The 22,536-nt window shown below is 57.6% G+C and carries 12 protein-coding genes; 4 read left to right on the forward strand and 8 right to left on the reverse strand.

The window, feature by feature from the left end; translation table 11 throughout:
- Positions 1-52: 52 nt before the first annotated feature.
- From BXP70_RS13885 to BXP70_RS13900, 4 genes are all read left to right on the forward strand, one after another.
- Positions 53-3,622, forward strand: a complete 3,570-nt coding sequence (locus BXP70_RS13885) for a glycosyl hydrolase (RefSeq protein WP_086594698.1) — start codon at positions 53-55, stop codon at positions 3,620-3,622.
- 246 nt (positions 3,623-3,868) lie between these two features.
- Positions 3,869-5,911 (forward strand): aceric acid hydrolase, encoded by a 2,043-nt coding sequence (locus tag BXP70_RS13890; RefSeq protein WP_086594699.1) that lies wholly within the window; start codon positions 3,869-3,871, stop codon positions 5,909-5,911.
- A 180-nt stretch (positions 5,912-6,091) separates the two neighbouring features.
- Positions 6,092-7,534, forward strand: a complete 1,443-nt coding sequence (locus tag BXP70_RS13895; RefSeq protein WP_086594700.1) for a sialate O-acetylesterase — start codon at positions 6,092-6,094, stop codon at positions 7,532-7,534.
- A gap of 104 nt (positions 7,535-7,638) precedes the next feature.
- Positions 7,639-10,005 (forward strand): DUF5703 domain-containing protein, encoded by a 2,367-nt coding sequence (locus BXP70_RS13900; protein WP_245849630.1) that lies wholly within the window; start codon positions 7,639-7,641, stop codon positions 10,003-10,005.
- 27 nt (positions 10,006-10,032) lie between these two features.
- Here BXP70_RS13900 and BXP70_RS13905 read toward each other — a convergent pair whose 3' ends face one another.
- The 8 genes from BXP70_RS13905 to BXP70_RS13940 form a co-directional block, all read right to left on the reverse strand.
- The gene (locus tag BXP70_RS13905; protein WP_086594702.1) at positions 10,033-11,211 is read right to left on the reverse strand and encodes a hypothetical protein; all 1,179 of its coding nucleotides are present in this window, start codon (positions 11,209-11,211) and stop codon (positions 10,033-10,035) included.
- A 101-nt stretch (positions 11,212-11,312) separates the two neighbouring features.
- On the reverse strand, positions 11,313-12,908 hold the full coding sequence (locus tag BXP70_RS13910; protein ID WP_086594703.1) for a sodium:solute symporter family transporter: 1,596 nt from the start codon (positions 12,906-12,908) through the stop codon (positions 11,313-11,315).
- Between the two features lie 310 nt (positions 12,909-13,218).
- A complete protein-coding gene (locus BXP70_RS13915; RefSeq protein WP_086594704.1) occupies positions 13,219-14,298 on the reverse strand; it encodes a Gfo/Idh/MocA family protein in 1,080 nt (359 codons plus the stop codon).
- 241 nt (positions 14,299-14,539) lie between these two features.
- A complete protein-coding gene (locus BXP70_RS13920; protein WP_086594705.1) occupies positions 14,540-15,268 on the reverse strand; it encodes an L-rhamnose mutarotase in 729 nt (242 codons plus the stop codon).
- Positions 15,265-17,433, reverse strand: coding sequence for an alpha-L-rhamnosidase-related protein (locus tag BXP70_RS13925; RefSeq protein ID WP_245849631.1), 2,169 nt, complete (start codon positions 17,431-17,433; stop codon positions 15,265-15,267). The genes BXP70_RS13920 and BXP70_RS13925 overlap by 4 nt, the downstream gene beginning before the upstream one ends.
- Before the next feature lie 179 nt (positions 17,434-17,612).
- Positions 17,613-19,517: a right-handed parallel beta-helix repeat-containing protein gene (locus BXP70_RS13930; protein WP_086594707.1), complete on the reverse strand. Its 1,905-nt coding sequence runs from the start codon at positions 19,515-19,517 to the stop codon at positions 17,613-17,615.
- Between the two features lie 262 nt (positions 19,518-19,779).
- Positions 19,780-21,177: a DUF4974 domain-containing protein gene (locus tag BXP70_RS13935; RefSeq protein ID WP_086594708.1), complete on the reverse strand. Its 1,398-nt coding sequence runs from the start codon at positions 21,175-21,177 to the stop codon at positions 19,780-19,782.
- Between the two features lie 202 nt (positions 21,178-21,379).
- Positions 21,380-22,516: a sialidase family protein gene (locus BXP70_RS13940; protein WP_086594709.1), complete on the reverse strand. Its 1,137-nt coding sequence runs from the start codon at positions 22,514-22,516 to the stop codon at positions 21,380-21,382.
- Between the last annotated feature and the right edge of the window lie 20 nt (positions 22,517-22,536).

Below are 22,536 nucleotides of genomic sequence, written 5' to 3' on the forward strand. Positions count from 1 at the left end.
TCAGCAACGAGGAGACGCGAAGTGTCGCGTCTCTACACCCAAAACCCACCACATGACAACACAAGGCGGCTCGAAAATTCTGCGACATGGTTTGCTGGCCGCCTTTACCTGTGTAGTGGCGGCTAGCACGGCGCACGCCCAACAAGCACCGGCCGCGGCTACCTACCTGAAAACTATCTTCCAAAATCCACCTGAGTCGGCGAAGCCGTGGGTATTCTGGTATTGGATGAACGCCGCCGTGAGCCGCGAAGGCATCACCGCCGACCTAGAAGCTATGCGCGAGGCGGGCATTGGCGGGGCGTACCTCATGCCGATTAACGGGGCGGCCAACCCGCCCGCCCTCAGCCCGCCGGCGGAGCAGCTTACGCCGCAGTGGTGGCAGATGGTGCGCCACGCCATGCAGGAAGCCGACCGGCTCGGCGTGAAGCTAGCGATGCACGTGAGCGACGGATTTGCACTGGCCGGCGGCCCTTGGATAACGCCGGAGCTGTCGATGCAAAAGGTGGTTTTTGCTCAAACCCAAGCTGTTGGTGGCCGGCGCTACAGCCAAGTATTGCCGCAGCCGCAAGCCACCAAAGGCTATTACCGCGACATTGCCGTGTACGCCTACCCCACGCCAGCGGGCGGCACGGCCTCCACCTACACCACCAAGCCCCAGGTAACCACCAACGCCACCGGCACCGATGCGAATGCTGCCTCACTGATTGAGGCCGGCAACAAGAAGGGTTTCCAGAGCAGCGCGCCGTGCTGGATTGAATACAAATTCGATAAGCCGTTCACCTGCCGCTCCATCCGGATTCGCTCGAAAGGCTATAACTACCAGGCCAACCGCCTCCTCGTGGAGACCAGCGACGATGGGCAGCAGTTCCGACCAGTTGGGCGGTTGCAGGCGCCACGCAGCGGTTGGCAGGATAGCAGCGCCGTCACCCACGCCATCGTGCCGACCACAGCGCGCTACTTCCGTTTTCTATACAACCCCGAAGGCTCGGAGCCCGGCGCCGAAGACCTCGACGCAGCCAAGTGGAAACAGTCGCTGAAAGTCACCGAAATCCGCCTTTCGGAAGAGGCACGCATCAACCAGTACGAGGGCAAAAACGGCGAGGTATGGCGCGTGAGCAAGCGCACCACGGCGCAGCAAGTGCCTGATAACCTGTGCGTGCCGCTGGCGAAGATGGTCAACTTGACTAACAAGCTAGGTCCTGACGGCCGCCTGACGTGGGATGTGCCGCCCGGCCGCTGGACCATCCTGCGGGTGGGGCACACCTCTACGGGGGCCGTCAATACCACCGGCGGCGGAGCGCGCGGGTTGGAGTGCGACAAGTTTAATCCCGAAGCCATTACCCTTCAGTTCAATAGCTGGTTTGGTGAGGCTATCAAGCAAGCCGGCCCCGACCTAGCTTCGCGGGTGCTGAAGATCTTTCACGTGGATAGCTGGGAGTGCGGCAGCCAGAACTGGTCGACGAACTTCGCGGCCGAGTTTCAGAAGCGCCGTGGCTACGACCCCATGCCTTACCTACCCGTCATGGCCGGCGTGCCGATGCAGAGCGCCGACGTGTCGGAGCGCTTCTTATTTGATGTGCGCCAGACGATTGCGGAGCTGGTGAACGATAAGTTCTACGCCACGCTCGCCGACCTAGCCCACGCCAAAGGCTGCACTTTCACGGCCGAAGCCGTAGCGCCCACGATGGTCAGCGACGGGTTGCTGCACTACAAAAACGTGGACGTGCCCATGGGCGAGTTCTGGTTTCGCAGCCCCACTCACGATAAGCCCAACGACATGCTCGACGCCATTTCGGGCGCGCACATCTACGGCAAAAACATCGTGCAGGCGGAGGCCTTCACCGAGCTAGGCGTAGCGGGCATGGCCTGGGACGAGCACCCTGCTTTGGTAAAAACGCTGCAAGACCGACACTACGCTCTGGGCGTGAACCGCTTAGTGAACCACGTGTTTGTGCACAACCCCTGGCTCGACCGTAAGCCGGGCATGACGCTGAGCAACATCGGCCTCTTCTTCCAGCGCGACCAAACCTGGTGGAAACCCGGCCGCGCCTGGGTCGACTACACGCGCCGCTGCCAGGCCCTGCTTCAGCTAGGTCGCCCGGTGGTGGATGTGGCCGTGTTTACGGGCGAAGAAACTCCGCGCCGCGCCATCCTCCCCGACCGCCTCGTGCCCGACCTGCCCGGCATCTTCGGCCCGGAAGTAGTTGCGAGCGAGAAGAAGCGTCTAGCAAACAAAGGGTTGCCAATGCGCCAAATGCCCTACAAAGTCAATTTCACGGCCAACCTCACGGATGCCGAATCGTGGATTGACCCGCTGCACGGCTACGCCTACGACTCCTTCAACAAAGACGCCCTGCTGAACCTAGCCACGGTGAAGAACGGCCGCGTGGAGCTACCCGGCGGCGCCAGCTACGGCGTGCTCGTGGTGCCCGGCGCCCAAGCCATGTCGCCCGACAGCACCTCTATGTCGCCAGAAGTAGCGAGTAAGTTGCTGGCATTAGCCAAGGCTGGTGCTACAGTATTGCTAGATAAGAAACCTAGCCGTTCGCCTGAGCTCAAAGGCTACCCGGCTGCCGATCAAGAAGTCCAACAGCTTACAACCAGCTTACAACAGCTAGCCTTACAAAATACGTCAGGCTCCCCCTCTCCCTTTTCGGAGAGGGGGGCGGGGGGTGAGGCGCGCCGCCAGAACGGCCCCAACGCGGCACCTACCACACCATCTGTTGCCAGCCCAGGCCGAGTAATAAAAGGCCCGTTCACCACCGACTCCTTCCAAAGCCTAGGCCTAGAACGCGACGTAGTAGCCACCAGCCCCGACGGCCAGCGCGCCAACAAGCTAGCTTGGATGCACCGCACTGATTCACAATTTGACATCTATTTCATTTCCAATCAACTAGACAGCGTACGCACCATCGACTTGTCGTTGCGCGTAGCGGGGCGAGTGCCCGAGCTGTGGGACCCCGTGACCGGCGAAACGCACCTAGCTTCCGATTGGCAAGTGGAGAAAGGTCACACGCGCCTGCCTCTCCGCCTCGACCGCAACAGCTCCGTGTTCGTGGTATTCCGCCAAGCTACCAACGAGCAAGCGGCGCACACCGGTAAGAATTGGCTCGAAACCGAACCAGCCCAAACCCTAACTGGCGCGTGGCAGGTAAGCTTTGACCCAAAGTCGCACAGACCTAGCCAACCTATTGCTTTTCAAGAACTCACCGACTGGAGCAAGAACCCCGACGAGCTTATCAAGCACTATTCCGGCACGGCTACTTACACCAAAACTTTCACCTGGAAAGCCGCCAAAGTCAAGCAAAAGCGCGTGTACTTGGAGCTAGGTCAAGTAGCGAACCTCGCCGAAGTGCGCGTGAATGGCCAACCCTGCGGCATTGCCTGGACGGCGCCGTACCGCGTCGACATTACGCAGGCGCTGAAGAAAGGCAAGAACCAGCTCAGCATCGACGTGACGAACACCTGGGCCAACCGCATCGTGGGCGACCGTGCCTTGCCCAAGGACCAACAAATAACCCAAACCACCGCCGCCTACAACTTCCCCGAAAAGCCCCTCCTACCCGCCGGTCTGTTCGGCCCCGTGACCATCAGCACGGCTCCGGATACCAGCCTGAAATAGAATATCTAACCTCAAAACGTCATGCTGAGCTTGTCGAAGCATCTCTACCGCTTTGTTGCGGATGCCAGACCAATGTAGAGACGCAACACTTTGCGTCTCGGCGTTGAACGACTTACCTAGAACGACCTAGGCAAACAACATCCGCAACGATTGAGACGCAAAGTGTTGCGTCTCTACACCGGCCGACGAAGCAGTAGAGATGCTTCGGCAAGCTCAGCATGACAGACAATTTAAACTCCTGACCTTATGCTTCTTCCCACCCATAAAATCCTTCTTGCGAGCTTGCTGTCGTCGGCGCTGGTGCACCCTAGCCTTGCCCAAGACAAGGGTCTCGTGAACACCTCGACCAGCAAGTACGCCAAGCTCGGCACCGTGGACCTAGGTAGCGTGACCTGGACGCAAGGCTTCTGGGCCGACCGCTTCAAGGTGTGTCAGGAGTCGATGATTCCGACCATGTGGAAGCTCTACAAAGACCCAGTGCGCAACCATTCCTTCCGCAACTTTGAAATTGCAGCTGGCTTGGAGAAAGGAGAGCACAAAGGCCCACCCTTCCACGACGGCGACTTTTACAAGCTGTTCGAGGCCGTGGCCTCGGCCTACGCTACTACCCACGATCCGAAGCTGGATCAGATGATGGACGAGGTAATTCCGGTGATTGCCAAGTGCCAACGCGCTGATGGCTACCTAAACACCCAGGCTACCATTGCGGCCATCAACAGCGGGAAAAACACTGCGTTTCAAGATCGGCTGAACTTTGAGAGCTATAACCTAGGTCATTTAATGACGGCCGCCTGCGTGCACTACCGCGCCACCGGCAAAACCACCATGCTCGACCTAGCCCGCAAAGCCACCGACTACCTCTATAATTTCTACAAACGGTCGTCGCCGGAGTTGGCGCGCAATGCCATTTGCCCCTCCCACTACATGGGCGTGGTGGAGATGTACCGCACCACCAAAGATCCTCGGTACCTGGAGCTTGCCAAAAACCTGATCGACATTCGGGGCATGGCCGGAGATATCGGCACCGACGATAACCAAGACCGCATTCCGTTCCGCAAAATGACCAAGGCCGGCGGCCACGCGGTGCGCGCCAACTACCTCTTCGCTGGCGTGGCCGACGTGTACGCCGAAACCGGCGACCAGTCGCTCATGTCGACCCTGAACCTGATGTGGGATGACGTGACCAGTCACAAGATGTACGTGACCGGCGCGTGCGGCGCCCTCTACGACGGCGTGTCGCCCGATGGCACCGCCTACAAGCCCGACACCGTCCAGAAAATCCACCAAGCCTACGGGCGCGACTACCAACTACCCAACCACACCGCCCACGGCGAAACCTGCGCCAACATCGGCAACGTGCTCTGGAACTGGCGCATGCTCCTCGACACCGGCGACGCCAAGTACGCCGAGGTGATGGAAACCGCCCTGTACAACAGCGTGCTCTCCGGCATCAGTCTGGACGGCACCAAGTTCCTGTATACCAACCCCATGGCATTTTCCGACGACCTGCCCTTCAACCAACGGTGGTCCAAGGATCGGGTGGAGTACATCAACCTGTCGAACTGCTGCCCGCCCAACGTGGTGCGCACTATTGCGGAAGTGAACAATTACCTCTACAGTACTTCCGACAAAGGCTTGTGGTTCAACTTCTACGGCGGCAACACCCTCGCTACCAAGCTCAAAGACGGCTCCCCGGTGAAGCTCACCCAAACCACGAACTACCCCTGGGACGGCAACATCAACGTCACGTTCCAAGAAGCGCCCGCTAAGCCCACTTCGCTGTTCTTCCGCATTCCAAGCTGGAGCGGGCCGGCGAAGCTCATGGTGAACGGCAAGACCTGGACCTCTGCCCTCACGCCCGGTCAGTACGCTGAAATCAACCGCCAGTGGAAAGCCGGCGACAAGGTGGAGCTAGTGCTGCCCATGCAGGCCCAACTAGTAGAAGCCAACCCTTTGGTAGAAGAAACCCGCAACCAAGTAGCCGTGAAGCGTGGCCCCGTGGTCTACTGCCTCGAATCGACGGATTTTTCGAAGGACAAGAAAATCAGCAGCCTAGCTATTCCCGCCAGCTCCACCTTGACGCCCAAGCGTTTGCAAATCGCCAACAGCGATATTATGTACCTGGAAGGCAAAGGCAAGCTCACGCCCGAGCAGTGGAGCGCTAACCAACTCTACCGCCCCCTCACCGACCAAAAGCTAACCACAGTACCGCTCAAGCTCATCCCCTACTACGCCTGGGGCAACCGCGGCCACGCCGACATGGAAGTCTGGATTCCGCTGAGCCGGTAATTTTTGAGCTAGCTTACAGACAGCAACCATCAAACAAAATCGTCTGTCATCCTGAGCTTGCGAAGGACCTTATCACGCAAGAACAAGTCGTTGTTATTGACGTCGTTCTTGCGTGATAAGGTCCTTCGCAAGCTCAGGATGACAGTAAAGAGTATAGATCAGACTCTACCTACTATCTACATGACCCTCAAGTCTTCCCTTCTTTCCCTCAGCTTAACTATCCTAGCTTTTCCCGCAGCCTTACGGGCAGAAGTCAAACTACCTTCCATCTTCACTGATAACATGGTGCTCCAGCAGAAAGCTGACTGCGCAGTGTGGGGTTGGGCAAAGGCGGGCAGCACCATTACGGTGACCCCATCGTGGGGGAAACAGAAGTACACGGCCAAGGCCGACGCGGCGGGCAAGTGGAAGCTACAGGTGCACACGCCCGCCGCAAGCTACACCCCTTACGGGCTGAGTGTCAGCGGTGATGGACCAGTTGTTCAGCTCAAAAACGTGTTGATCGGTGAGGTGTGGCTGTGCGGTGGGCAGTCAAACATGGAGATGCCGATGAAGGGCTTCAAGGGCCAGCCAGTGCTAGGGTCGAACGAGGCGATTTTGCATTCCAAGAACGACCAACTGCGGCTCTACACCGTGCCGCGCTCGTCGGTAACCGAGCCGCAGGACAATAGCAAGCCTTCCCCCTGGCGCATAGCCGAGCCCGAGGCGGTGAGCAACTTCAGCGCGACGGCCTACTACTTTGGGCGCCTACTGCAAGAACAACTGCACGTGCCGGTGGGGCTGGTGCATTGCAGCTACAGCGGCTCCTTTATTGAAGCCTGGATGGACCCGGCCACGCTGCGCGAGTTTGCAGGCGTGAAGATTCCAGCCAAGGGCGACACTATCAAGCAGGTGAGTCGCACGGCCACCACGCTCTACAACGGCATGTTGCATCCTATTGAAGGCTACGGCATTAAGGGCGCTATCTGGTACCAGGGCGAATCGAATTACGACCGACCCGATGAGTACGAGAAGATGTTTGCCGCCATGGTGAAGCAGTGGCGCACGCATTGGGGCCTAGGCGACTTTCCGTTCTACTACGCCCAGATTGCTCCCTTCGACTACACCCGCACCTCCAAGAATAAAGGCGGCAAGTACAACTCAGCCTTCATCCGCGACACCCAGCGCAAGCTCCAGACCCAGGTGCCCAACACCGCCATGGCCGTGCTACTGGATATAGGCGAGGAGACGAGCATTCACCCCATGCGCAAAGAGCCCGGCGGTACCCGCCTAGCGCTGTTGGCGCTGAATAAGACATACGGTCTGAAAGGTTTCGGCGCCGTGAGCCCAGGCTATGAGTCGATGCAGGTGAAAGGGAATGAGGCGATAGTGCGGTTCAAGGACTCGCCCAACGGTATGACTTCCTTCAGCCAGGAGCTTACAGGCTTCGAAGTAGCCGGCGCCGATAAGAAGTTCTACCCAGCCAAAGCTAGCATCAACGGCAGCAGCATCACGGTATCGGCCGAGGCGGTGAAGGTGCCCGTAGCGGTGCGCTACGCCTTCCAAGATTTCACCCGCGCCACGTTGTTCAGCACGGAAGGGCTGCCGGTATCGTCCTTCCGCACAGACGATTGGGCGGAATGAGAATGTTCGATCATGCGCCTCACCCCCCAGCCCCCTCTCCGAAAAAGGAGAGGGGGAGCCTGACGACTACATTCAAAGAACGTCTTCACCTGAAATGTGCCGCCGTGGCTCCTCCTCTCCTTTTTCGGAGAGGGGGCCGGGGGGTGAGGCGCCACGTCAGCACGATCCTAGCGCTTCTTCTCCTAACTAGCCTTTCTATTCAAGCCCAAAACCTAGCTACCGAGCTAGCCGACTACAACCTAGCCTGGACTACCCAAAGCAAGAACAGCAGCGAATCAATGCCGTGCGGCGGCGGCGACGTGGGCTTAAACGTGTGGGTGGAAAAAGGCGAAGTGCTGTTCTACGTCGCCCGCAGTGGCACCTTCGATGAGAACAACGCCTTGTTAAAGCTAGGTCGGGTACGGCTTAAACTGACACCTAACCCGTTTGAAGGCCAGAGCTTCAAGCAAGAGCTTGTACTGCAAGATGGCTACGTAAAGATCAGCGGCGCTAATGGACAGCTTTCGGCGCAAGTGAACGTATGGGTGGATGTATTCAAGCCCGTCGTGCACCTAGAAGTTGCTAGCAACCAAAAGCTTAGCGCTGAAGCGAGCTACGAAACTTGGCGCTTTGAAGACCACGTGCCGAAAGGCAAGGAAAACAACGCCAACTCTTACAAGTGGGCGCCCCAAGGCGACGTGCGGACCTTCCAAGACAGCGTCCTATTCCAGAACCAAGGCGTTGTGTTCTACCACCAGAACCGCCCGCAGACGGTGTTTGATGTAGTGGTGCGGCAGCAGGGCTTGGAAGCTATAAAGCCGCAGCTGTTCAACCCGTTGCAAAACCTAATTTTCGGTGGCGCGCTGCAAGGCAATAACATGACGCCGGCAGGCACCACCAACGGCCAGTACCTAGATACCCGCTACAAAGGTTGGAAGATTAAGAGCCAAGCTCCCGCAAAATCACATGCTATAGCGCTGGTACTCAACACCGCCAAAACGGGCAGCGTAGCGCAGTGGCAAGCTAGCTTGCAGCAAATTATCAAGCCAGCTAGCGCCAACAGCAAAGCCGCCCGCCAACGCACCCTAGCCTGGTGGCACGACTACTGGAACCGCAGCTTCGTCTTCATCGACCCAGGCCAGAAAGCTGCCAATACCCCTAGGTGGCAAGCGGGGCGAAATTATCAACTCTTTCGCTACATGCTGGGCTGCAATGCGTTCGGCGAATACCCGACCAAGTTCAACGGCGGCCTCTTCACCTACGACCCGTCACGGGTTGATTCTACACTCAAGTTCACGCCTGACTTCCGCAACTGGGGCGGCGGCACGCACACGGCCCAAAACCAACGCTTGGTGTATTGGCCCATGCTCAAGAGCGGCGACGCGGACTTGATGCGCCCGCAGTTCACCTTCTACCAGCAGCTTCTGCGCAATGCCGAGCTGCGCAGCGAAACCTACTGGCACCACCCCGGCGCGTGCTTCACCGAGCAGCTCGAAAATTTCGGCCTGCCCAATCCGGCCGAATACGGCTGGAAGCGGCCCGCCGACTTCGACAAGGGCATGGAATACAATGCTTGGCTCGAATACGAGTGGGACACCGTGCTGGAGTTTTGCCTGATGATGTTGGAAACCGAGCGCTACGCCGGCCAAGATGCCACGGCTTACCTGCCTTTCATCGAAAGCTGCCTCACCTTCTTCGACCAACACTACCAGTACCTAGCCCGCCAGCGCGGCGCTAAAGCCCTCGACGGCGCGGGCCACCTCGTATTCTATCCTAGCTCCGGCGCCGAGACCTACAAGATGGCCTACAACTCCACCTCCACCACCGCGGCACTCCACACGGTGCTGACGCGCTTGTTGGAGCTACCGCCGAGCTACTTAACGGAGCAAAAACGCAAAGACTGGACGGCCATGCTCAGCCGTATTCCGCCCCTCAACTTCCGGAGTGTTGACGGCCACCCAATGCTAGCCCCGGCCAAGCTGTGGGAGCGAGTAAATAATACGGAAAGCCCACAGCTCTACCCCGTTTATCCCTGGGGCCTGTACGGCCTAGGCAAAGCCGGCCTCGATACGGCACGCAATACCTACCTGTATGACACTGACGTGCAGAAGTTTCGCAGCCATATCGGCTGGAAGCAGCACAACATCTTCGCCGCAAGGCTAGGTCTGACGCAGGAAGCCGCCGAGCTGACGGTGAAGAAGCTGCAAGACTCTAGCCGCCGCTTCCCTGCCTTCTGGGGCCCCGGCTTCGACTGGACGCCGGACCACAACTGGGGCGGCTCCGGCATGATCGGCCTGCAAGAAATGCTGCTGCAAACCGACGGCCGCAAGATCTACTTGCTTCCCGCTTGGCCCAAGGAGTGGAATGTGCATTTTAAGTTGCACGCGCCGTATCAGACTACCATCGAGGCAGTAGTGAAAAACGGAAAAGTGCAGGAACTGAAAGTACTACCAGAAACGCGGCGTAAGGATGTAGAGATAATGCTGAAATAATCTAATTGTATTGCCAGCACGAGTCGCTTACTCTTGTAGCTTATTTTCAAGTAGTTGATAGCGGAGTTTATTATTGATTGTGTCGACATACACCCTGAGGCTTGGACCAACGCCCTCTTGCAGGCTGATAGCTACTTCGCTGGACCGTTGGGGCGACTTGAAAACAGGCAGATTTTTCAGATGAATTGTTTGTCGCTTCAACGGCTGCCCTCGAGGGAGCAAATATAGTATCTTCCTTTCCAAGTCGAACAGGTAATGCGTTTGAGTAGATCGTAGGTAGCCGTAGTTTAAGTCAGTTCCATCCAAATAGTCGATTTCTGCGGCTCTTAGTGGAAAGGAGTCTAGCACCCGCCCATCGAATGTCATCACACAGGCGTTGTTTTTAGGCGCAGGGAATTCTTTTCCGTAGAAGTTACCATTCTCGTACAGCACCAAAGCGATACGGTCATTGAGTAGCTGCACGGCAGCGGTACGCAGCTTTTCGCGCGTTATATTTATTCGTCGGCCATCGGCGTGCAGGATAGCGGTACGAGTTAACAGCACACGGCCGTTCGTAGTGAGAGCGTTACCGTTATGCATATCCTCGCCACTGTGGTCAAATAGCGTGTAGCGCACTTTGCCAGATACAGCATCAAGCAGCAATAAGGCCGACTCAGCCCAGTCAGTTCCCTCAGCGACAAACCATAACTGGAAGATCAGCGCGTTAAATTGAGGCAGGTAGCCCAGAAAAGTGGGTTTGTCTGGTGTACTTTCTACTAACAGTTCTCTGCTCAGAGCAGGCGCAAAATCCATTGTGTGCCGCACCGTGGTAAATCGCGCACGACCATCAGGCGTTACTAATCTGAATGTGTAGATAGCATCATAGCCGTACCCACTCGAATCCATATTGGCTACCGTTGCTGAATCTGAGCCGATCGTGAGAGAATCTCTATCAATTAGCCTGTGTGTAAGGTCGGGCTTGCCACTAGTTTCTACCCAATACACCTGCCCGTTAATGCGAGCTATTGGGCTCCCATTTAGGGAGTCTATCTGCGCACCGAGTGGTTCGAATGGCGCTGTTGTATCAGCCGCCATTAAGCTATGCTTTATTATGGTCTGATCAGAAGCAACTGCTGGCACAGCATTTTCCTGCGTTACCACCGATTTTCGCGCCTCACAGGCGGTTATCAAAAGCAGTATTGCTAGCCCGTAGAGCCAATTGTACATAGCTTCAGTTCGCTTGAAGGTACGCTGTGTTGGTAGCCGCAACATGCGAAAACCAAGAAGCTCAACAACGCTGACACGAATTATACCACATTAAAAACACCTCAGTGTCCATTGAAAATCAAATACAACACCACCATTACCGCGGCTAGCGTGCCCCATAATACTTTCACGCGCGCAGTGGGCTTTGCCAGCACGCCATAATCCACGGCGACGCGGCGCTCCTGGCCGGCTTTGTCCAGCAACGACAACAGCACGGCGGCGACAAACAACACGGCGAAGATGCAGAACGACAGTGTCAAGTAATGCGGCCAGAAGGTATTTTGGGTGGGCGACGGCGGCAGCACCCACAGGTACACCACCCCTACCCCTAGGCTAAACGCCGAACCCCAGGATAGAATGGCGTTTACTGCTAGTTGTGTGGTGCGTCGCCAGAATACGGTCAGGAGGAACACCACGGCCAACGGCGGCGCAATGAAGCCAAGCACCGCCTGAAATACATCGAACAAATTCAAGCCTTTCACCGAGTCAATAGCTAGGGCGACGAGCACGGCGAAGGCACAGCCCACCAGCACCGTCATACGGCCCACGCGCACCACGTCTTTTTCCGTGGCATTGGGGTTGATGTTGCGGGCGTACACGTCCATGGCGAAGACGGTGCTCAGCGCGTTCAGCGAGGAGCTAATCGTGCCCACCAGCACGGCAATCAGCACCACGATTACCAAACCCTTCATACCGGCCGGGAATAGGCTCGTGACCATCGTCATGTAGGCTTGGTCCGGGCTGGTTAGGTTCGGAAACAGGACATAGCACAGGATGCCGGTCAGGATAAACAGCGGCAGTGAGAGAATCTTGAGCCAGCCAATGAAGTTCACGCCTAACTGCCCTTGTTCCAGACTCTTCGCCCCTAGCACCGACTGCACCATGGCTTGGTCAGTGCAGAAAAACGCTACGGCTGACACCGGATACCCTAGCAAGATGGCGTACCACGGATACTTCGGGTCAGAAGCCGGGTGCACGAGGTTCCAATAATTACCCGGCACGCTGTGCCACAGTTGGCTCAGACCGCCCACCTTCATCACGCCAATGACGGTGAGCGTAAGCGAAACGCCGATGAGCAGCAGCATCTGAAAGACGTTGACTTTGGCAATGGCTTTCAGCCCGCCGGCAAACGTGAAGAAGCCCGCAAACAAGACCAGCACAATCACCGACTGCCACATCGGGATACCTAGGATCTGCCGCACCAGCACCCCGCCCGAGAACAACCCCAGCGACAGCCACGAAATCAGAATCTTAATAAGGGCGTACCAAGCGAGGATGTTCTGGGTAGAATCGCCGAATTGCCGGCCCATGAAACCAGGCATAGTGCTAACGTTGGCCGCTAGGTAGCGTGGCGCAAACACCGTCGCTAGCAGAAACAAAAACACGAAAGCGTACCACTCAAAATTCACCGCCACAATGCCGGTGCTGTAGCCAATGCTAGCAAACGCCAGCAGCATCGACGGCCCCACGTTGGTCCCCCACATATTGAACCCAATGCTCGCCCACCCCAACGACTTATTCGCCAGAAACAACGATTCCTCGGTTTTCTCCTTCTTCGAAAAGCTAGCCCGGTAGCCGATAGCGAACAGGATAACAAGGTACGCCGCTACAATAGCGTAGTCCCAAATCGTCAGACGACCGAGTAAGTTATTTCCCATAAGGCGGGGTGATTAAGTTAGGGTGGGAGTGTAGAGAGGACGAGGAAAAAAGAACGGTCATGCTGAGCTTGCCGAACCGAAGGAAGGCGTCAGCTAAGCATCTCTACCGCTTCGGCAGAACATCACCGTAGAACGTCATTTCGACCAGCGGGAGAAATCTCGCAGGCAGTGCTAACTCTAACCATTGGAGATTACTTTGGCACGCGAGATTTCTCCCATTGGTCGAAATGACGGCCTAGCAAAGCGGTAGCGCTGCTTGGCTGACGCCTTGCTTCGGTTCGATAAGCTCAGCATGACGAGCTAGGTCTGGCTAATAGCCTAGGCCTTCAATGGCGTGCTCGGCTAGGATGTCGCGCACTTTCACTGGCTGGCCAGTCGTGAGTGAGCGGTCCATGGCTTGTAGCAGAGCCACGGTGCCGATGCCTTCGCGGATGTCGGGGTAGGCGGTAAAGTTCTGCTCGATGGAATCGACGAAGTACTCTAGGTAGTTCTGGTACTCGCCGGCGTGGTGGCTTTTGCCCTCGAAACGGAAGTAGTGCTTGAGCTTGTGCTCCCAAGTCACGATGCGTTCCTCGCCGGTGTTGTCGGTGATGGCGTAGCGTAGGTCCATGTAGTCGCCCTGGCTGGCGCCCTCGGTGCCGCGCAGGATGCAGCTCATTTCGGAGTCGCGCGTGACGGGCTGCACGGGGCCGGTGTAGCAGCCGCTCACCCGCGCCACCCGGCCGTCGGTGGCTTTGAAGATGAAGTGCATGGTGTCGGGGTTCTTCAGGCCGCCTTTCGCGCCGTTGGAGCTGAGCATGCCGTAGCCCATCACCTCTTCGATGTTGGGCAAGTACCACCGGATGAAATCTACGGGGTGGCTAAGGCCGCCGTAGAGCCACTTGAAGGCGTTTTCCAACGACCAGCCCTTGGCCAAAAACCAGCGGTGGTCGGCGTGATAGTAGCTTTCGATGCTGATCAGCTCTCCAACTAAGCCCGCTTCGTAGTCGGCGCGCTGGCGCTTCATGGGCTCGAAAAAGCGGGAGCTTTGGCCGATAAATACCTTCTTGCCCGTTTGCTCGGCTAGGGCTAGCAGTTCGTTGGCCTTCGACAGATCATCAATAAACGGCTTGGTGCAGACCACGTGCTTGCCAGCCCGCAACGCCTGCGACACGTGCTCAGCGTGCAAGTGGTCGGGCGTGTAGATGGCGATGATGTCGATTTCTGGATCATCGAGCATGTCCTGGTAATTCGCCGTGACGTGGCCCGTAAACTGAAACTCTGCGACGCGGTGCTGGCATAGCTCCTGGTTCCGGTCGCAGATGGTTTTGAGCGTGAGCTTGGGGCTGTTGAGCGCCGCCGACATGGTGCTGCGGCCCTCGCCCAGACCTAGGATTCCTAGCGTTAACATTTATTCGATTGATGGTTAATTAGTTCGCGCCTTGCTGTGCGGACAGAAGCATCTCGTGTGCTTTGCCTGCCGATTGTAGAGACGCAATACTTTGCGTCTCCTCGTTGCTGATGTTGTTTACCTAGGTCGCTCCAGATAGGCCGTTCAACGGGGAGACGCGAAGTGTCGCGTCTCTACAGTTGTGCTAGCGTCCGCAACGAAGCAGTAGAGATGCTTCGACAAGCTCAGCATGACGTTCTGTTTAGTCTTGAAGTGCCGGTTGCTTTTTCATGGCTATCGGTTGCAGAAACACCCAGACTTCGCCGGGCATGGTACCAGGCAGGCCTTCTTGGTACTGCTTCATGAGAGCGTTCCAGTCATCGACGCGGGGGTTGTTGCGCGTGGTTTTGGGGTTCAGCTCATCAAGGCTCGCTCCGTGCGGAATACTGATGACTAGCATCAACTGACGGCCATTGCGAAACACCAGCAATTGTTGGAAGCTAGCATTGCAGAAGCCTTGTCCGACTTCTGGCCACTTCTGAAACTGCGTGGCGTGGTAGGCTAGGTACTCCTGCTGCTTGGCTGGGTCGCGCACCAAGTTGGCGGTGAGCAGCACGTTGTCCCACTGCTTGCTGACGGCCTTATCCGTGCAACGCTGCCGGTCAAACTTGTAGAAAGGCGCACTGTACAGCTTCACCGTTGCCTTGCCGTAGGTTGTACCTAGCTGCTTGTGCACTTGTCGGATTTTCTCCGCCGGACCGTACGCGACTAGGTGGTTTTGCCAGCGCCGCACATCCACGGTCGGCACTTGGTACTTCCGGCACAGTTGCAGCAGCTTATCGGTGGGTAGCGGCGTGGTGCCCGTGCCGATGATTTCCACCACGGCGGCGGGCCCGGTCGGCTGCGCCACGGCGGGCGCTACGCGGAAGCCTAGCAGCAGCAAACCTAGCCCTAAGCGTGCGCCTGCTCTCTTAACTATGCTGACGCTCATTTCACCGCGGGGCTTTGCAGCGCTTGATACGTTACCACGTATTCGCTTCCCGGCGCGATCTGCATTTCGTACTGACCATTCGGCAAAGCCTTGATTTTGCCGCCTTTGCTTGTGGGTTTTACCTTACTCTGGAAGCGCAAGGTTCCCGTACCAGCAGCGCCTTTCACCTTGATTTGCTTTAGGTTACACGATACTGTGATGTCGCCTTGGGGCGTGGGCACGGTGCCTTCCATGAACTGCAAACCGCCTAAGTTGGGCTCGACCAAGTAGGTATCGTAGCCAGCCGTGAGTGGCTTGACACCGAGGTAATACTTGCCGAGCAGGTAAATCGGGCTGGCGCCCCAGGCGTGGCAGAGGCTCTTGCCGAAGGGCCGGCCGTACATGGCGTAGTGCTCAGCGCCTTTCTTGGCGGGGTCGTATTCTTCCCAGAATGAGGTGGCACCTAGGTCAATCATGCCGCCCCAGTACGACTTCATTTCCTTCAGCACGTACGACTGCTCGCCCATGGCGCAGAGGGCTTCCAGCTCGTAGAAACGCATGTAGGGCGTCGTGATTTTGGGCACTTCGGGATTCAGGAGCACATATTTCTTCACGTCTTGGCGCTGGGCCTCGTTGAGGTAGCCGAAGAAGATGGAGAACATGTTGGCGTAGCGCGTCACGTTGGTGGTGGGCTTGCCATCTACGCGGCTGTGCACCAGGGCGTGCTTGTTTTCGTCCCAATAGGTGGCGAAGATCTTGGCTTTCAGATCAGCAGCTAGCTTTTGGTAATTGGCGGCGCCCGCTTTGTCGTTCACGAGGTTGGCGCACACGGCCATGGTTTCGAGGCTGCGGCAGAACAGCAGCTGCTCAAAGCTCACCTCGCCTTTCTTACTCAGACCGTCGGCCCAGTCGATGAACACCCAGTCGCCGGCGAGGCCTTCCATCATGCCATCTTTGTTGCGGCGGGCGAGGCAGTAGTCCATCAGGCTTTGCATGCGCGGGTACATTTGCTGCACCAGGGCCTTGTCGCCGGTGTACTGGTAGGCGTCGTAAATCCCCATGAACCAGTAGAAAGTGTAGTCCATGATGGTGTTGATGTGGCTCGTGATGGGGTCTTTGCCGCGTAGGGCAAAGAGGGTGCGGCTCACCGTGGGCGTGTCGAAGTACAGGTAGTAGTTCATCAGGTAGCTCTGGTAAGCGTCGCCCGACCAAATCCACCGGTCGCGCTTGATGCCGTCGATGAAGAACTCCCGCGTGTTCAGGTGCATGGTGTACGACGCCACGTCCCATATCTTATTGAGCTGTTGATCGGAGCACCGGAACTTACCGCGCTCCAGCACCGGCGCAAACTCGTACAACATCGACACCGAATCGAGGCTGACGCCTTGGTCATACTGGATATTGACGTAGCGAAACGCCTTCGACATGTCGGTGGTGCGCTCGGCTTTCTGGGGCTGATCTACAACGATGCGGTCGAGGGTTTCGCAGGTTTCGGTGGCCAGCGCTTCCTCCCGCGACTCGCCATAGTACAGCGTCAGGTTGCCTTTGCCTTGCAGGCCGTGCAGCTTCACGTAGCCGAACGTTTCGCGCCCAAAATCCACGACCATCGACCTAGGTTGCGCCGCCACATTGGCGGCCCGTTGCGGCTCCGTAATCAGCCGAAACCGCGAAGGCGCCCCCCGAGGGTCGTCGAAGTTCCAGCTGCCGGCCTGCAACCACGTCGTGCCCGACTGGTCCGAGGCTTTGCCGGAGGCGTCGATCCACTCCTTGTCCTCGTAGGTCACCAGCCACGTATTGTCGGAGGCAATGGTGGCGCCGCGCACGTAGATGGCCGGCACCCGCTCCTGGTTGTACACCTTGATGTTGATGCGGTGCTTGCCGGTGGGCACCGTGAAGCGCTGCGGCGACCCCGAAATCAGCTTGCCGTCGACCTTCACGTTGTACTGCCCTTCGGCCCGCAGCTCCACTTCTTCGGCTTTGGCTAGGTCAAAATCCTTGTGGAAGTCGATGAGCACGTAGTGGCTATCCATGCGCCAGAACGGCGGGAAGAACGACCCGCGCTCGGTACGGCGGTTCTGCATTTGGTTGCCTAGCCAAATTTCGAAGTCGCCCGGATACCAGACCCAGGTGGCTTGGTTTTGGGCCATGGCGCCCGCCATCGGCAGGAGCAGGCAACCTAAAGTCAAGAGCAACCAACAACGCATTTTCTTGATTATCATCTGCTTGTTCTAATAAGTCAGGTTTCTTCTGCTTAGACTACCGTCATGCTGAGCTTGTCGAAGCATCTCGCCTGCAATGGTAATCAGATTACTTTGACAATGACCGCAGGCGAGATGCTTCGACAAGCTCAGCATGACGTTCTTTTCTATTTTACGACTTGACTTTTCATGGCTTCTTTCTTCAACTCCCGGTATGCCGGCTCAAGTCCCGCCGCTTGCTTGATGCGGTCGGCCACCATGGGACCGTTGTTTTGCCACACGTTGCCGGGGCCGTTGGCATTGGCCAAGAACTTCTCGGCCGGGCACCAGTTGTCGCGCACGGTGATGTTGGAGGAGCCTTCGTCGAGGTAGAGGTAGAACCAGTGGTTGGGGTCGTGCACGTAGGGCGAGAAGCCGATGCTGTCCACGCAGTTTTCGCTGATGAGCGTGTTCGGCTGAGCCGACAGCGTGTAGATGCCTGCCACGTCGTACATGTAGTTAGCGTAGTGGTGGATGTAGTTGTACTGCACCTTGTTATCGCGCATAGCGTTGGCGGTTTTGGTCCACCCCCACCCTAGGCTGATGCCGGTGTAAGGCACCTGCGCAATCTCGTTGTGGCGAATGGTAATGCCCCGGCCATACCCCACGCCGATGCCCACGCAGCCCCAGTCTTCATTGCCGCAGCCGACTATCAAGTTATTCTCGATCAACTCATTGGAGCATATTTCGCGCTCGTCGCTGGGGTTGTAGGGCAAGTGGGTTTCGGTGCCCGCGTCGGAGAAGGTCGCCATCTGAATGCCGTTGCCGCCGATGTCGCGGAACACGCACCCGACGATGGCATCATCATGGGTGCCGCTCACGTAATCGAGCCCGGCGGAAGCTAGGTGCTCGAAGCGGCAGCGCTCAAAGCCGGTGTGATGGGCGCCACTGAGCGTGACGGCCGCCGCGGGACGGCCAATCCAGGCTTGGTTTTCCAAGCCTTTCTTATCCGGCGTGCCGGGCACTTTCAGCTTGTACGCGTCGAGCATGAACATGCCCGCTTGCAACGGCACGTGCCCCGCCTGCGCCGGCCGCAGCCATGCGGTATGCGCAAACGTCAAGCCCTTGAAAAACACGTTGCTCACCGGATGATCGAGGTTGCCGCTCACCTGCACCAGGGTTTCCAGCGCCGGCACCACGGCCTTAGCCGTCGTCATCGTCTCTCCCGACCTAGGCCAGTAGATAATCTGCCTCCGCACTGCGTCATAAAACCACTCGCCCGGCCGATCCAGAAACTCAATAGCGTTGGTCAGGTAAAAGGCTGAGCTGCCGTTCTTGCCATCAATCACCGCCGACGGCCACGGGTGCTCGAACTCAATCTGGCTCTCAGGGTCCTGGAAGGTTATCTTCGTTTTAGCGCCTTGTACTTCCAGCGTTTTCAGACGAAGGAAAGCCACGGCCCACATTTGGTGCAGCACCATTTCGGCCTGCCCAGCGCTTTTCAGCCCAGCAAGCGACGAGGTTGGAATCCAGCCTTCTTGTTTGGTTTTATCCCAAGATAGAAGGCGCGGCAAGTCATTGTTATCGACTTCTCGTGCCCGCGTGGCTTTGCGGTCGTTTACCCAGAGCTGCCGAAATTCTAGCACCCGGCCATTGACCCTAGGTGCATCGGCTACCCACACGTTGCCTTGCGCCGCAACCGGCAAGCCGGGCAGCTTGGCAGTTGGTTTCCGCCAGCCTTTCACGCTCACGCCTCCGCTCAGCACCGGCTTTTCGCCGGGTGCGGCCTCTACTACCGTCGGGCTGCTAGAGGTGCCGGAGTCTTCGGGCCGAAAAAACAACGGCTCGTACAGCCGATACTCTCCCCCACGCAGCAGAATATGCACGCCACTCTGCACCGACTGATCAGCTAAGCGGCGCAGCTCACGGCCCTGGCGCACAGCCGCCGCCACAGAAGCTAGGGGCTTCTCCTTCGTGCCGGGGTTTTGGTCAGAGCCAGTGGGCGACACCCAGATATCGGCCGCCGTGACGGGTGCCGCCGCGAGTAGGCCAAGAGCGAAGAGTAAGCTTTTTCCGTTGAATCTACTTGTCATGAAATCTTGAGTATCCTACTAGGATTCATTGGCCTGTCATGCTGAGCCTGCCGAAGCATCTTTCCCGCTTCGCCTACCGATTGTAGAGACGCAATACTTTGCGTCTCGTCGTTGCTGCTGTTGTTTACCTAGGTTGTTCTCGCTAGGTCGTTCAACGCGGAGACGCAAAATGTTGCTTCTCTACATCGTTCTGGCTACCTCAACGAAGCAGTAGAGATGCTTCGGCAGGCTCAGCATGACGTTCTTTTATAAGCAGAAAGCTTTACTGATGGGCCACCGACTTATTGAACACCGCCTGCAAGGCATCAAAGCCTTTGATGGCGTTAGCCGGCAGCAGTTCGCCGTTCTTGCCGAAGACTCGTTGGGCTTCTTCCTTTTCAACTGTCACTTTCGCCTCATCGAGCTTGCCCGAGTTATCCTCAGCAGCGGCTAAGTTCAGGCCTAGGTTTTTGGCCATGAACTCGTACATGGCTTGGCGTTTCGAGGGGCCGTAGTCGTGGCCTTCCTTCGGCAGGTGCACGTTCTTGGCTAGGTCAACTTTGCCGTAGAAGCCGTAGATTTTTTGCACGAAAGGATAGGCCGTTTCGGGAGTTTGGGCGGTCCAGTCGCCGCCGTCGGTTATGGCAAGTAGGGGCCTGGGGGCAGCCATAGCGGCTATTTCGGCGTTGTTGGTGCCGCCACCGCAGAGGTGCACGGGCATGCCGCTTTCACAGGGGCAGCCGCCGCTATGGTAGGTCGAGAGCATTACCACAGGCACACTCACTTTGATGCGGTCATCGAGGGCGGTGAGCAGCATGGTTTGGCTACCACCGCCCGAGCCGCCGGTGATGGCCACACGGTTCTTATCAGCGTCTTTCAACGACAGCAGGTAGTCCAAGCTACGAATGCCGTTTAGCGCCTGCACCGTCATGGCGAGGCTACGGTGGTGGTCTTCGCCTTTAAACTGGAGCAACGATTCGCCCCAAGCAAACAGGTCGTAGCTGTACACCATGGCGCCCATGCGGGCTAGGGTCGCGCACCGGTACTGCGCATCCGCCCGGTAGCGGCCGTCGCCAAAGTGGCCATCGGGGCTGATGATGACTGGGACTTTACCTTTCGGTTTCAGTGGTTTATACAATGAACCCGTCACGTAGAGGCCGGGCAGCGTTTCAATAGCTAGGTTCTCAACGGTGTAGCCGTCGTACTGCCGCTTGTTGGTGATGATGGGCTTGCTGCTCGGCTTGGCAGGCAGCGGCGAGAGCCGGAGCGCCTGCCACATGCAGCTGCGCAGCTCGGTTTTGCGCTTTTCCCAGGTGTCTTGGTCGTGGTACAGCGTGGAGAGGTAGGCTAGCTGCTCCCTGCCTTCCTCGGGGGTTTTGAGGTGATACTGAAAGGTCTTCAGCTTGTACGACTTGTCGCCCGATGGCGTCACCTGAAGGTCAAATGGCGACAATACGTTGCGTAGCGTCTCGTCCACATCGGGGCGGTAGCGCCACTCGGCGTAGGTCAAGGACTTGTCCTTCACCATGTCGGGCGAGTACTTGATCTTCACGTTGTAGCGCTGCTGAATCTCGTCCAGCACCGTCTTGAGCGGCATTTGGTACTGGTCGTCCGAGTTCTGGGCGAAAGCACTAAGGCGAATCAGGCTAGCACCAATAAACAGAAGAAGCTTCTTAGACATAGAAAGTAGGTTATCGTTCTGGTGGGCGCCTCACCCCCTAGCCTCCTCTCCGAAAGGGAGAGGGAGGATTAGCTCTAATACATTAGCTCTTAGCCTTTAATAATAAAAAAGCCAGTCCAGTATTAGAGAAACTAGAGCTAGTCCTCCCTCTCCTTTTCGGAGAGGGGGTTAGGGGGTGAGGCGCCCGTCCGCGCTACAGCGTTTAGTCTTTGGTAATCTCGGCGGAGCCTTGCGGCGGTTTGTAGCCTTTGATCGTGGGCCACACGCCATTCTCGATTTTCACTAGCTTCATCTTCTTCGGGTCGAGCACGGCGTGTTTGATGCGTTGGCGCCGCCACGTGTAGATGAAGTGCACCAAGCCATCTTTGGTCTGAATGACAGAGGGATACGAATACTGGCTAATCGGCGAATCTTCCAGAATGGCGGCGGCGTACCACGTCTTGCCGTCCTTCGACACGGCTACGTTGAGCGGCGTGCGGGGGCCTTTGGCCAGGGTGCCGGGCGGCAGCACGTGGTTGTACACCAGCAGTTGCCGACCGTCGGCTAGGGTCACGGCGTCGGTGCCGGAGTTGTTGTTGGGCAGCGTGGTTTTCGCCAGCGGCGACCAGGTTTTGCCTTGGTCCGTCGACCACGTTTCGAGGATGGCCCGGTCGCGGCTGCGGCAGAGGGCTTGCAAACGGCCGTCTTTGTAGGTCAGAATGCTAGGTTGGATGGCACCTTGGGTCTGGCCATTGTCCACGGGGCCGATCATCGACCAGGTTTTGCCCTTATCGGTTGATGCTTCGAAGTGCACTTTCCAGCCGCCGCTGCCCTCGGTGCTGGTGGGGCTGAGCAACGTACCATTGCTGAGCAACACCGGCTTGTTCTTCACCGGCCCGATAAAGCCTTCCGGTAGCGCTTCGGCCGCCGACCACGTCAGGCCGTTGTCTTGGGAGGTGCGTATCCAGCCTTTCCACTCCGAGGGCTTCGGGCCAATTTTGTAGAACAGCAGCAAGTCGCCGTTAGGCACTTGGTAGAGCACGGGGTTCCAGGTCGGGTAACGCAGCGTCTCGTTCACGATGCCGTTGGCCACTTCTACCGGCGCAGTCCATTTGCCGTTTTCCTGGCGGCTCACCCAAATCCCGACGTCGGGGTTACGCTCCTTGGTGCCGCCAAACCACGCGGCGACAAGGCCCTTTGGCGTCTCGGCGATAGTTGCGGCGTGGCTCTCTGGGAACGGTGCTTTCTCGAAGATAAACTCGTCAACTACAAGGCCTTTCTGCCAAGTTTTGAGTTGCGCCTGCACGTTGCCAAGGCCAGCGGAGCAGCCAAGCAACAGGAGGAAAAGGGCTTTTTTCATTCGTCTACTATGTAAATACT

It is taken from the genome of Hymenobacter crusticola (genome assembly GCF_002154225.1).
GTDB lineage: Bacteria > Bacteroidota > Bacteroidia > Cytophagales > Hymenobacteraceae > Hymenobacter > Hymenobacter crusticola.